At 47.7% G+C, this 13,138-nt stretch carries 9 protein-coding genes; 2 read left to right on the top strand and 7 right to left on the bottom strand.

Features of this window, described 5'->3' with window-relative positions:
* Positions 1-15: 15 nt before the first annotated feature.
* The 6 genes from NSQ37_RS04295 to hutP form a co-directional block, all read right to left on the bottom strand.
* Complete coding sequence (locus NSQ37_RS04295; RefSeq protein ID WP_007407815.1) at positions 16-1,434, bottom strand: amino acid permease; 1,419 nt, start codon at positions 1,432-1,434, stop codon at positions 16-18.
* Positions 1,435-1,504: 70 nt separating this feature from the next.
* Positions 1,505-2,455: a formimidoylglutamase gene (gene hutG / locus NSQ37_RS04290; RefSeq protein WP_132106566.1), complete on the bottom strand. Its 951-nt coding sequence runs from the start codon at positions 2,453-2,455 to the stop codon at positions 1,505-1,507.
* Positions 2,448-3,713 carry an imidazolonepropionase gene (gene hutI / locus NSQ37_RS04285; protein WP_341123289.1) on the bottom strand — a complete coding sequence of 422 codons (1,266 nt, stop codon included), beginning with the start codon at positions 3,711-3,713 and terminating at the stop codon, positions 2,448-2,450. Before hutI ends, hutG begins: the two co-directional genes overlap by 8 nt.
* Before the next feature lies 1 nt (position 3,714).
* Positions 3,715-5,379 carry a urocanate hydratase gene (hutU, locus tag NSQ37_RS04280; protein ID WP_025285522.1) on the bottom strand — a complete coding sequence of 555 codons (1,665 nt, stop codon included), beginning with the start codon at positions 5,377-5,379 and terminating at the stop codon, positions 3,715-3,717.
* Positions 5,376-6,914 carry a histidine ammonia-lyase gene (hutH, locus tag NSQ37_RS04275; protein WP_039063838.1) on the bottom strand — a complete coding sequence of 513 codons (1,539 nt, stop codon included), beginning with the start codon at positions 6,912-6,914 and terminating at the stop codon, positions 5,376-5,378. Before hutH ends, hutU begins: the two co-directional genes overlap by 4 nt.
* Positions 6,915-7,026: 112 nt before the next feature.
* Positions 7,027-7,473: a hut operon transcriptional regulator HutP gene (hutP, locus tag NSQ37_RS04270; RefSeq protein WP_004393292.1), complete on the bottom strand. Its 447-nt coding sequence runs from the start codon at positions 7,471-7,473 to the stop codon at positions 7,027-7,029.
* A 241-nt stretch (positions 7,474-7,714) separates the two neighbouring features.
* On the opposite strand from hutP, the gene NSQ37_RS04265 reads away from it, so the two are divergent.
* Both NSQ37_RS04265 and NSQ37_RS04260 read left to right on the top strand, forming a co-directional pair.
* Positions 7,715-9,121: a glycoside hydrolase family 43 protein gene (locus tag NSQ37_RS04265; protein ID WP_341123283.1), complete on the top strand. Its 1,407-nt coding sequence runs from the start codon at positions 7,715-7,717 to the stop codon at positions 9,119-9,121.
* Between the two features lie 179 nt (positions 9,122-9,300).
* Positions 9,301-9,690: a (deoxy)nucleoside triphosphate pyrophosphohydrolase gene (locus tag NSQ37_RS04260; protein WP_021494688.1), complete on the top strand. Its 390-nt coding sequence runs from the start codon at positions 9,301-9,303 to the stop codon at positions 9,688-9,690.
* Here NSQ37_RS04260 and NSQ37_RS04255 read toward each other — a convergent pair.
* A complete protein-coding gene (locus NSQ37_RS04255; protein WP_341123281.1) occupies positions 9,679-12,810 on the bottom strand; it encodes a DUF3427 domain-containing protein in 3,132 nt (1,043 codons plus the stop codon). The genes NSQ37_RS04260 and NSQ37_RS04255 overlap by 12 nt on opposite strands.
* Positions 12,811-13,138 lie beyond the last annotated feature (328 nt).

Here is a 13,138-nt window from a genome sequence, read left to right as displayed (position 1 = left end):
AGTATGTGCCTTTTTTTATGGCATGGTTTTATCCAAATGAATGTCACGGACGGATTGTTTCGGCTGTTTCTTTCTCAAAAAACGAATGAGATAGCACAGGATCATACAAGGAATTCCGCAGAAGAGGGCGATTCTTTGATTGGGATCAAATGCAAGGCCTACGCATGAAGCGAAACATAAGATCACAGCGGCGATCGGAACGAGAGGGTATAACGGTGTGCGGAAGGTCAGATCCGAGACGCGTCCGCCGTTTTTCACATAATGTTTTCGAAATAACAGCTGAGACAGGGCGATGCTCATCCACACCACGACGCCGGCAAATCCGGCTATTGCCACGAGCACCACGTAGACCGTGCCCGGGGCGGCGATGCTTGAGATCAAGGATATGCAGGAAACGGCCATGCTGGCGAGCAGAGCATTCAGCGGAATGCCTTTCGGCGTGACTTTTTTGAACCGGGCGCTGATCATGTTTTCATTCGCAAGAGACCACAGCATCCGGGTGGAAGCATACAGTCCGGAGTTGGCGACCGAAAGCAAAGCCGTTAAAATCACGAAGTTCATGATATCTGCGGCGTATGGGATACCGATTTGGGAAAAGACCGCGACAAACGGACTTTCAATCACACCGGCTTCCTTCCAGGAGATCAGTCCGGACAGCACAAAAATGGCACCGATAAAAAAGATGACCGTTCTCCAGGCGACATTTCGGATCGAACGCGGAATATCTTTTGCCGGATTGGCGGTTTCACCCGCGGTAATTCCGATCAGCTCCGTCCCTGAAAAGGCGAAGCTTACGGAAATCATTGCGATGAAAACCGCAAGAAAGCCGTTCGGAAACAGCCCGCCGTGTGAGGTGAAATTCGACAGCATCGGAGCTTCACCCGAACCGTGCAATGAAATCAAACCGAACATCGCGGCGCCGCCTAAGATGATAAATAAAAGGATGGTAACGATTTTGACGCTTGAAAACCAAAACTCCGTTTCTGCAAACAATTTAACGGAGAATGCATTGGCGGCAAAAAGGAGAGCCGCGAAAATCGCGCTCCACATCCAGACGCTGCTGTGAGGAAACCAGCGCTGCATGAGGATACCGGAAGCTGTAAACTCCGATCCTACCGTCACCACCCAATTCACCCAATACATGATACCGACCATAAAACCCGTGGACGGCCCGATAAACGTTGTCGCATACGTTTGAAATGAACCGGTCACAGGCATGGCTACTGACAATTCTCCGAGACACTGCATGACAAGATACATCATCAAGCCCCCGATCAGGTAAGCGGCGATCGTCCCGCCCGGCCCGGCCTGGCTCAATGTATACCCTGTGCTCAAAAACAGCCCCGTGCCGATGACCCCTCCCAATGAAATCATAAATAAGTGCCTGCTTTTCATCGTGCGCTTGAGTTGATTGCCGCCTTGATCAACATCCATCGTGATCTCCCCCTTTTTGCGTGGCGTGAGAATCTTCCGGCAGCCGAGAGCACGCGTGCCGGATTTGACTTTAACGTGACAATTTAAATCCCTTTAATGCATGTAAAATGACGTGTGCGGCTGCCCGGCTTGTCATATCGCGAAAATCAAGTGTCGGATCAACCTCAACGATCTCAATACCCGAGATGTCAGCCTCACTGGCTAAAAACCGGACCGCCTGAAGCAGTTCTTCGGTATACAGGCCTCCTGGGCCGATCGCGGGGCAGCCGGGCGCATGAGCTTGATCCAGCACATCCATATCAACCGAAATAAAAATGGCGTCGGCTCTTTTTTGAACGGCCGGCAAGACCTCTTGTATCGTTCGGAGGAGCCCTTTCTCCCGGATCATCTCCATTGTATGCACGTCTGCCTGCCGCTCTTTTACATATTGTTCATATGCCAAGCTGTTGCTGAACTCCCTGATTCCAAGCTGAATCAGGTTTTGTCCGCTTATGATATTTTCATCTAACAGCCGGCGGAATGGCGTGCCGTTTGTCGGTCCTCCGTCTTCTGTGTTGCGGACGTCGTGGTGGGCGTCGAATTGAAAGACGGCTGTTGTTCCTTTCGTTTCCGCAATGGCTTTAATGGTGGAATAACTAATGGAGTTGTCGCCGCCGAGAATGACGGGCACCCAGTCAGGCTGGTCCGTCAGAATGTCATGAATGGTCCGATAAATGTGTTCGTGAGATGTGACGACATCCGTGACGTGAATCTGAATATCGCCGATATCGTACAGATGGTCAATGACATGCTCCCGCAGCTCCGCGGAATAAGCGGAAATCCCGCCGAGCGCCCGGCGGATCGCACCGGGTGCAAAGCAGGCGCCGGAATGGCTGATTGACGACTTAGAAAGCGGAACGCCGATCAAAGCCGGCCCTTTGATCGGTTGTCCCGCCCACGCTTCCGTCACATCGCCGATCCTTGTCACATGGCGGTCGTTGAAGAGGGAGCCGGCTTTTTGCAGAAACGGATACTTATCCAAGAGCGGCTCCCTCCCTTGAAACGACCGTCTTTCCGTTCTTGATGACACGGCGGACATGATTGACGCCGTAATGATACGGGATATACATGTAATTCGGCGCTTCCCAAATGACAATGTCAGCCGCCCGTCCGGCTTTAATTTGTCCGGCCTCTTCGCCTTTTCCGATCGCATACGCGGCATTAACGGTGACAGCGTGCCAGATTTCTTCCGCGGTCATTTTTAAATGAAGCGCGGCAATCGACATAATGAGCTGGAGATTTTCCGTCGGTGAGCTGCCCGGGTTGAAGTCAGTCGCCAAACTGACCCGTACGCCCGCATCAATCATCTCCCGGGCTCTCGCATAAGTGTGTTTGCCGAGATAGAAAGTTGTGCCCGGCAGCAGGACGGCGATTGTTCCGGACGCCGCTAGCTTTTCGATGCCTTCGTCAGACGCCCCCACCAAATGATCGGCAGAAACAGCATGCAGCTCTGCCGCCAATTCCGCGCCGCCGAGCGGGTCAATCTCATCAGCATGGATTTTCAGGCCGAAACCAGCTTCAGACGCCTTTTTCAGGTAGTCCCGCGACTGGCTGACGGTAAAGACGCCTGTTTCTGTGAAAATATCGGCAAATTGCGCGAGGCCTTTTTCTTTTATTTCAGGCAAAAGCTGCAGCATGCGATTCAGAAATTCGTCAGGGCTGTTCCGGTACTCAGGCGGAATGGCGTGTGCCCCCATAAAAGTTGTGACAAGGTCGACCGGCTGGCGTTCGCCCAGTTTTTTCGCCGCGGTCAGCTGTTTCAGCTCCGTGTCTTTGTCGAGTCCGTAGCCGCTTTTTACTTCTGCCGTCGTGATGCCGTATGACAGCATGCGTCCGAGGTGAAAAAGCCCTTTTTCAATCAGTTCTTCTTCGGAAGCGGCTTTCGTGTCTTTGACCGTTGACAAAATACCGCCGCTTTGCGCCAAAATATCCAAATAGGACATGCCCTGAATTTTTAAATTCAGTTCTTTTTCCCGGGACCCTCCGAATACAAGATGGGTATGGGGATCGACGAGGCCGGGGGTGACGAGCCGTCCCCCGCAGTCGATGATGTCTCTTGCCTCGTATCCTTCCTCCGCTCCTTGATGTCCGGCAAAAACAATGCGCCCGTCGGAAATGCCGATGACAGCATCTTCCGTGACACGAAGATCCTGCATGCTTCCGCCTGATCGGGGGCCGCCGGATTCCATCGTCAGCAGCTGGCCGATGTTGGTGAGTATGGTATCTATTTGTTTCGGCATGTTACCGCTCCTTTTTCATCGGTATCATAATGTCTTGTTCCTCGGCGACTTGAGCCGCTTTTTCATAACCTGCGTCCGCATGGCGGATGATGCCCATTCCCGGATCGCTTGTCAGAACGCGGGAAAGCCGTTGTTCCGCAAGGATGCTGCCGTCAGCGACCGCGACCATTCCCGCGTGAAGGGAATACCCCATGCCGACGCCCCCGCCGTGGTGAAAAGAAACCCAGCTTGCGCCTGAGGCCGTGTTGATCAGCGCGTTCAGCACCGCCCAATCGCCGACCGCGTCGCTGCCGTCTTTCATCGCTTCTGTTTCCCGATTCGGAGAGGCGACAGATCCGCAGTCTAAATGGTCTCTTCCGATGACGATCGGGGCTTTCAGCTCGCCGTTTCTGACCAATTCATTGATGGCGAGCCCCATCTTTTCCCGTTCACCGTAGCCGAGCCAGCAAATACGGGACGGCAGGCCTTGGAATGTGACTTTTTTCTGTGCCATGTCAATCCAGCGGTGAAGGGCTTGATTTTCGGGAAACAGCTCTTTTAATAAAGCGTCCGTGCGGTATATATCTTCAGGGTCACCCGACAGCGCGGCCCAGCGGAACGGCCCTTTTCCTTCACAAAATAAAGGCCGGATGTAGGCGGGAACGAATCCCGGAAAATCAAAAGCATCGGCGAGACCCTCATCTTTGGCAGCCTGGCGGATATTGTTGCCGTAATCAAAGACGACGGCACCTTTTTTCTTGAAGGCGAGCATGGCTTCCACATGCTTTTTCATACTCTGCTTGGAAAGCCTTACGTATAATTCAGGCTGATCCCGGCGCAGGCGGTCGGCCTCTTCAAGTGAGTATCCTGCCGGAATATAGCCGATCAGCGGGTCGTGAGCTGAAGTCTGATCGGTCACGATGTCAATATGGACGCCGCGGTTCAAAAGCTCATGATGCACCTCAGCCGCATTACCGAGAAGGCCGATCGATAAAGGTTCTCCGGCTTGTCTGGCTGCTTCGGCCCAGCGCAGCGCTTCGTCAATTGATGCGGTTTTACGGTCGCAATAGTTTGTTTCCATCCGTTTATCAATCCGTGTTTCATCCGCTTCAACGGCGATGACGACGCCATCATTCATCGTGACGGACAGCGGCTGGGCGCCTCCCATTCCGCCAAGTCCGGCCGTCAGCGTAAGGGTTCCTTTCAGACTGCCGCCGAAATGCTGTCTCGCAAGCTCCGCAAAGGTTTCATAGGTGCCCTGCAAAATACCTTGTGAGCCGATATAAATCCAGCTGCCGGCCGTCATCTGCCCGTACATCATCAGCCCTTTTTTCTCAAGGTCATGGAAATGCTCCCAATCCGCCCATTTCGGCACGAGAACCGAATTAGCCAGCAGGACGCGGGGCGCGCGGCTGTGCGTGCGGAACAGTCCGACCGGTTTTCCGGATTGGATCAGCAGTGTTTCATCATCTTTTAACATTTTGAGGGAACGCTCAATCGCGTGAAAAGCATCCCAGTTTCGTGCGGCCTTGCCTATGCCGCCGTATACGATCAGATCCTCCGGCTTTTCGGCAACCTCCGGGTCAAGGTTGTTTCGGAGCATGCGGAGCACGGCTTCCTGCTCCCATCCTAAGCATTCAAGTTCGGTGCCGCGGCCGGCGCGGATTGATTTCTTTACATCAGTCATCTTGTAAGTCCCCCTTCATTGGTCATCAGTTTTTGGTGATGCTCATTCGGCAGAAAAGACTCCTTCTTCAGCCAGTCACTCAGATGCTCGATGTCATAAGAAAACACGCGGTCTTCTTGTATGGACGGCACGATGTTTCTCATTTCGTGATAGAGCTGTTTTGTGTACGAGGCGCAATGTTCCGCACCCCGGTACTCCACGGCCTGCAGCGCGCAAATAGCTTCAACGGCAAGCACCCGTCTCGTATTCGCAATGATCTGGTAGGCGTGCCTTGAGGCGATGGTTCCCATGCTGACGTGATCCTCCTGGTTTGCCGATGAAGGAATGGAATCGACACTGGCGGGATGGGCCAGGGTTTTATTTTCTGACACGAGGGAGGCCGCCGCATATTGCATGATCATCGCTCCGGATTGTAAGCCGGGCTGAGGGCTCAGAAAGGGCGGCAGGTCATTCAGCTGCGGATTCACAAGCCGTTCGATCCGGCGTTCAGAAATATTCGCAAGCTCGGCCGCCGCCACTTTGAGAAAATCCATGGCAAAGGCGATCGGCTGTCCGTGAAAGTTTCCGCCTGAGATGATTTTGGCGCCGTCTTCGAAAATGAGCGGGTTATCTGTCGCGGCATTCATCTCAATTTCTAATTTTTCTTTTACATACGCTAATGTCTGCCATGATGCGCCGTGGACTTGAGGAATACAGCGGATCGAATAGGCGTCCTGGACACGCAGCTCCCCTTGGACGGTCGTCAGCTTGCTGTCTGACAAGTAATAGCGGATTCGCTCTGCGACATCCATCTGTTCCTGATAACCGCGGGCGGCATGAATGTCCTCGTCAAACGCATCGATAATACCCTGAAGGCCTTCGATCGTTAAGCTCGCGATCCGTTCCGACTGATAGGCCAGCTTTTCGGCTTCAAGGTAAGCGATCAGCCCCATCGCGGTCATGGCCTGCGTTCCGTTGATCAGCGCGAGCCCTTCCTTAGAGGTCAGGACGGCCGGCTGAAGGTTTGTCTGTTCTAAAGCATGAGCTGTCGGCATCCGGGCCCCTTCGTAAAAGACTTCGCCTTGACCGATAAGCGCCAGTGCGAGATGAGAAAGCGGCGCCAAATCCCCGCTCGCCCCCAGTGACCCTTGCTGTGGGATGACCGGGTGAATGCGATGATTGAGATACGCGAGCAGTTGATCAATCAGCTCAGTCCGCACGCCGGAAAAGCCTTTCAGCAGGGCATTGGCGCGCAAAAGCAGCATGGCCCGCGATACAGATTCCGGAAACGGATCACCGACGCCGCACGCGTGAGAAAGAATCAGATTCAGCTGCAGATCCGCGGCGTCTTCTTTTTGAATCAGCACATCGCTGAACTTGCCGAATCCCGTCGTAATCCCGTAAATGGTCTTCTCTTCTTGAACGATCCGTTCAACCGCCGCCCTGCTTTTTTTCACACGTTCCATGCTTTCGGCAGATGCTTGAACCTCTTCAAAATCAAACAGCACACGCTGGGCATCTGCGGTTGTCAGTGAGGAACCGTCTAACGTCACCATCATTTCAACCCCTTTTCCTTTACTTTGGTAAAGCGCCCATACAAAAAGGAGCTATGCCATGAAAATGATATTTCACGCATAGCCCCCTATCATCTGAAATCTATGGGCTGATTCATATGTGATTAATTCCGACTCCGAATGTTTCGTGCTCAAGCCCCTTAATCGGAGCCCCGATCGTGCCGTAAAGTGAAACGGCGATCCAATCGCCTTCCGCCTCGCTTTCATACGGATTTCCCCGCAAGACGGCAAACTTCAGGCCCACGGTACGAAGCAGCGAGCCAAGCAGCATTTCGCCCCGCGTCACTCCGTGCAAAGCTTCCATTGTGGCATGATACAGCGCATGTGATTCGCGATAACCCTCAGATTGAATGACACCGCTCTTTTTGGAAGCGGTTTCAATTGCAGCTACCACTTTATGCGCATCCATTGAACCCACCCTGCCGAGACAGACTTTCCAGCCGTCCCGTTCCAGCCGGCTGATCTGCTGGTTTTCTTCAGTCTCATGAAGCAGAAGAAGGACGGACAGTCGCCCGATGCGGCGGTCTTTGTGTAAGGTCATATATGCTTCACTCAATTCTTAAATATTCTGATAACTAGTAACTGTTTTTTATATTAAGTGTTTGCGATTCAGAAGTCAAAACTTTTTTTCCAGTCTTTCACAAATCAGATTGTTATCGAAGTAAAGCGGTACATCGCGAAGCCGGCGCTGTTGATCACATATTTCCGCCATCCGCATCATAAAATGGAGCGTTGTCTTGAAAGCGTTTTAAGAAAAGAAGAGAGCGAGGAGATTTCAGAAAATGAAAACCAGTTTCTTTCGTGTGTGCCTGGTCTCAGCAGCGGTCATCGGATTCACTCTGCCGCAGGCAAAAGCCCAGCATCCGGTTTTTTCAGAGGTCAGCGTGCATGATCCGTCCGTCATTAAAACAGGAGATACATATTATGTATTCGGCTCACATTTGGCTTCCGCCAAGTCGAAAAACCTGATGAAGTGGCAGCAGATGTCTTCAAGCGTCAATCCCAATAATCCCCTGATCCCGAACGTCTACACCGAATTAAAAGAGACATTCGACTGGGCCCAGTCTGATACGCTGTGGGCGCCGGACGTCGCCCGGCTGTCTGATGGGAAATATTACATGTACTATAACGCCTGTAAAGGAGACTCGCCGCGATCCGCTCTCGGTGTCGCCGTGAGTGACAAAATCGAAGGACCCTACAAAAACAAAGGCATCTTTTTGAAATCGGGCATGGAAGGAAAAAGCGAAGACGGCACGACGTATAATGCAAACGTTCACCCGAACGTCGTAGATCCGCAAACGTTTTTTGACCATAAAGGCAAGCTCTGGATGGTGTACGGCTCTTACTCCGGAGGGATTTTTATACTGGAAATGAATCCGAAAACCGGTTTCCCGCTCCCGAACCAAGGATACGGAAAAAAACTGCTCGGCGGAAATCACAGCAGAATCGAAGGCCCGTACATCAGCTACAATCCGGAAACGAAATATTACTATCTGTATCTGTCATTCGGCGGACTTGACACAGCCGGCGGTTATCATATGCGTGTGGCGCGCTCTAAAAACCCGGACGGTCCGTACTATGACGCCGCAGGCCATGACATGCTTGATGCCAAAGGAAAAGACGGCAGCTTCTTCGACGACAAAGCAATTGAACCGTACGGGGTCAAACTCATGGGCGGCTACAGCTTCGCCTCACAATCTGAAAAAGGCACAGGCTACATATCACCGGGACACAACTCCGTGTTTTACGACGGGAAAACGAAACGATCATACCTCATTTTCCACACCCGTTTCCCGAACAGAGGCGAAGAGCACGAAGTCAGAGTGCATCGGCTGTACATGAACAAAGACGGATGGCCCGTTGCAGCGCCATACCGCTATGCGGGAGAACCGGATACACACATTCCGGCGGCCGCCGCATCCGGAACCTACAAACTCATCCAGCACGGAAAAGACATCACAGCTACGATCAAAACCCCAAAAAACATCCAGCTTAACAACGACGGCACCATTTCCGGGGAAATGACCGGAACCTGGACAAAAACGGACAGCAGCAAAGCCCGAATTAACCTGAACGGCACAAATTATGACGGCGTCTTCCTGAAAGAATGGGACTCAGCGAGAGAGAAAGAAGTTGTGACGTTTAGTGTGCTGAGCGGTGATGGGGAGGCTGTTTGGGGAGTGAAGTGAATTAGCACCTACTCCATTTTGGAGGGTGCTTTTTTCTTGCTAATTAGGAGAATGACCTTCTATTGCTTTTAATAAACCATTTGAATTATGATGGATTCAACCTCTATCGTTTACAGTGAACAGTATAAAATTGAAGAATTTGAATACATACCTAAGAAAAAGCGAAAGGAAGTTTAATTTTGAAAAAAACAATAAAAGTAGCCGCCGCAGTCATACAAAATGAAAACAATGAAATTCTATGTGCTCTACGTTCTCCAACAATGTCTCTTCCTAATCTGTGGGAGTTTCCTGGTGGAAAGCTTGAAGAAGGGGAGAATGCACGAGAAGCACTTGTAAGAGAGATTGAAGAGGAACTTGACTGTAAAATTGTTGCGGGCGATGTGATAGCCGATATTCATCATGAATATGAGAAGGTCATCGTCAATTTAATTTCAATAAAAGCGAAGATTGTATCAGGGGAGCCGGTAGCAAAAGAGCATGCGGAATTCAGATGGGTGCCTATACGTGAGCTAGAATCACTAGAGTGGGCACCCGCTGATCTTCCGACCGTATCTGCCTTAATTCGTTAAATCCACATACAAGTTTTCTGGGACAGGCTGATGGAGCTTCCATTTGACATTCATTGGCTTGTCTCCGTGGCTTGATACGTAATCCGCTTCTCCTACATAAATAAATGGTAAAGTGATGTTGTGCATTTCAGTGAATTTCCTCACAAATAAATGAATATGGTATCCTTTTTCCTTATGGTGAATAAAGTTTTGCCCTACGCTTGATGTATGTGAGGTTTGGTTTTGACTTTGCCAGTGAAAATGGCTAGGATCAATAAAGTAATCTTTATATAGCAAATGATCTTCTACTTTTTCTGACTTATTCAAATTGATAAAGATTAAATAGTGATTTTTAACTCTACGTACACCCTCTCGCCAAGTCCCTTCCTGATCAGTTGACTGAAAAAGATAAATGAGCTCATTTCTTGTATAGGTTTGATACATTGTAAGCTTAATCTCTTTTGAAGCAAGGGCGTCTATATTGTTCATACGTCTAAATTCAATCAGTCCATAGTGGACGCGCTCCTTAATATACGGTCCGAATAATGGATCGTTTAATATCTCGCTCACTTCTGGATCTAACTTGAATGTATCACATTGTAATGTACCAAAGCACCAATTCTGTTTTTGATCTGATTTCGTTAAACGCTCCATTGCTCGCTGAATGAGGTCATCATGTGTATCTGTTGTGATTTGAATATGAAACTGTTTTTCTAACGATTCTTTTACATCTTCTATTGTGATGATATTTTTGTGAAAACCGCTCTGTAAAATTAACCATTCATAAGGCCATTTAATAGGTAATTGCTGTTCTAATCTTGCTACTATCCCTACAACCAAGGGGTTATTGAGAATTCCTTCATCTGTAGCATTCAAATCGTCCATTTTCTTTTTGGTCTGTACCCACGATTTGTATTTCTTTATAAAAAAGGTAAGCCCAGGTGCCTGTTCAGAGTATAGAAAATCAATTAATTCTGGAGAGCGTCCGAGCTCTTGTTTAAATTGCTTGTATAACGTTTTCAGCATGGCATCTGAATTTAGTTTAATATGATCGATCTTATTTAAAATTTCTTTCTTCGTTACGGCTGAAAGGTCAACATAAGATCCCCCAGGTAAATCTGAAAACTCATGCGTCACGGCCACTCGGAGGGAATCTTTATCAAACGATTTTTGGCTTGTTTGTCCAGATAGTGCGAGTGGAATAACGAATGACTTTTGATAGTTTCCGATAAAATCCAGTATCGTTACAAACTCTTTGTCGTCAGTTTTTCTAAGTCCCCGTCCTAATTGCTGAATGAAAATCGTTGGTGATTCTGTTGGTCTAAGGAACAATAGTAGATTGAGCTTTGGAATATCTATTCCTTCGTTGAAAATATCTACTGTAAATATAATTTCTAAACTGTGGTGTGGGTCCTCCAAATGACGAATGACCTCTTGTCTTTTTGCAGGAGAATCATTTCCTGTTAAGTAAGTTGTATAAAATCCCAATTTATTAAATTCATCACTCATATATATTGCGTGTTCGACGTTTGTACAGAAACCTAAGCCAACCATTTTCTCGCCGTGGAATCCATACATGTTGATCATCTTAATGATATATTCTACTCGTTTATGAGTTTTTAAATGATCTACTAGCGATTTCTCTTCGTACAGTCCATTTTTCACTTTTACTTTTTCGTAATCTACAGTGTGATCTGAAATTCCAAAATAGTGAAATGGTGCAAGTAGCTCTGCCTTTAGAGCATCGCGGAGTCTAATTTCGTAAACAACATTATGATCACAAATCTGAAGCACATCTTTACCGTCAAGACGCTCTGGTGTTGCAGTTAAACCTAATAAAAACTTTGGTGTAAAGTAGTTTAAAACAGCTTGATAGGTAGATGCTTCTGCATGATGGAATTCATCAATCACAATGTAGTCAAATTCATCTGTTGAAAAGGATTCCAATGTTTCTTTTTTATGTAGCGTTTGTACAGTGCTAAATAAAAAACGCTTATCTCTTTCTTTTTTCGTTCCAGTCAATAAACCAAAATCTTCATGATTATTGGTGACTTTCTGGAATGTTTCGATTGCTTTTGTAAGTAACTCTTCCCGGTGGGCAAGAAAAAGATATTTATTTGGTTTAAATTGCTCAAAATCAAATGCTGCTAAAAATGTTTTTCCGGTTCCAGTGGCGGCGATGATGACTGCTTTTGTTTCCCCTTCGTTTCTTGTTTTTTTAAGGTTTCGTAACGCTTCCTTTTGCATGGCATTCGGCGACATTTTCGTTTTGTAAAGAGAGTTTTGAGCAGCAAAGGAAGCACTTACCTTTTGGCTTCCTGCTTGGAATTCCTCATAGGCTTGTAAAAATTGTTCGTCAACAGGCTGTGTCTTTTCATTCCAAACAGTGTCAAACAAATCTTTTGTTTGTTGATAAACGGGGAGATATCTGGTTTCAGGTAGTCTAACATTTAACTCATACCCGGTCGTAAGGGCAGCTTGTGATAGATTTGAAGATCCTACAATGACACTATGCTGTCCAGAACAGCGTTCAAATAAGTATGCTTTCGTATGGAAAGATTTTTTATATTCATTTACAATTTTCAACTCAACATTTTCAAATTGAAGAAGATGTCTTAACGCTTTCGGTTCTGTAATACCCATATAGGTAGATGTAATGATGCGTACAGGGACATGTCTTTTAGCAAGCTCCTGAAGCGGAGGGATCAAAAGCTGAACACCAGACCACCTTGTAAAACTAACCATAAAGTCTACCCGATCCGCCGTTAACATCTCGTGTTTTAATGCTTTGAAAAAGTTATCATGAGTTTGATGATTTCCTAGCAGTTTCAGACGATGTAGAGAAAATTCCTCTGAAATAGGAAGTTCCATTTCGTTTAAACTATAAAGCACTGTGGAAAGTGGTAATGAAAAATTCGTATGTTGTCCAAGCTGAGAGGCAACTTTCTCGCTCAGCTGAATCGCTTGTTCATATTGATCTTGATCCACAAGTGTTTGAAATGTCTCGCTCAGTTGTTTTGCCGTATGTAAAGTCAAAACCTCTGCATATTCTTTAGGGCTAACCGGTTGAATGCGATGTGATGTTGGATAAAGTTTTTGTTGTTGCTGAATTTCCTCATGGAAGCCTCTATGATTTCTCATCATAATCTCCTTTTTTATATCAATAATTCCATTTTATCACTACTCTTACCAATAGGTAATACTAAAAAAGAAGAGAATAAAGTCCTATTTATTAAGCATTTAAAAAATAACGATGAGGTAGTTTGGTGGAGTATGGAATATTCTTGCATTGAAAATGAGGTTACTGTTGAGGTAATGGGCTTGAATTGACTGCATGATCTAGTATTTGCTCTTATCAACTGGAAGCAGGTACTACTTTAACCGTTGTGGACAAACTAGAGAAGTGTGAAATTAAAGTAGAGAAGAGGAATTAGGGCGCAATTTAACTTAAAGCTACTTTATCAGAGGT

It is taken from the genome of Bacillus sp. FSL P4-0334 (assembly GCF_038004825.1).
In the GTDB taxonomy this organism is placed as follows: domain Bacteria; phylum Bacillota; class Bacilli; order Bacillales; family Bacillaceae; genus Bacillus; species Bacillus velezensis.
This window is presented reverse-complemented; position numbering and strand designations above follow the sequence as displayed.

Excerpts from the sequence above, each read along its gene's own strand:
- NSQ37_RS04295 (WP_007407815.1), bottom strand. The coding sequence starts at position 1,434 with ATGGATGTTGATCAAGGCGGCAATCAACTCAAGCGCACGATGAAAAGC.
- hutI (WP_341123289.1), bottom strand. The coding sequence starts at position 3,713 with ATGCCGAAACAAATAGATACCATACTCACCAACATCGGCCAGCTGCTG.
- hutU (WP_025285522.1), bottom strand. The coding sequence starts at position 5,379 with ATGACTGATGTAAAGAAATCAATCCGCGCCGGCCGCGGCACCGAACTT.
- hutH (WP_039063838.1), bottom strand. The coding sequence starts at position 6,914 with ATGGTGACGTTAGACGGTTCCTCACTGACAACCGCAGATGCCCAGCGT.
- hutP (WP_004393292.1), bottom strand. The coding sequence starts at position 7,473 with ATGACCTTACACAAAGACCGCCGCATCGGGCGACTGTCCGTCCTTCTT.
- NSQ37_RS04265 (WP_341123283.1), top strand. The coding sequence starts at position 7,715 with ATGAAAACCAGTTTCTTTCGTGTGTGCCTGGTCTCAGCAGCGGTCATC.
- NSQ37_RS04255 (WP_341123281.1), bottom strand. The coding sequence starts at position 12,810 with ATGAGAAATCATAGAGGCTTCCATGAGGAAATTCAGCAACAACAAAAA.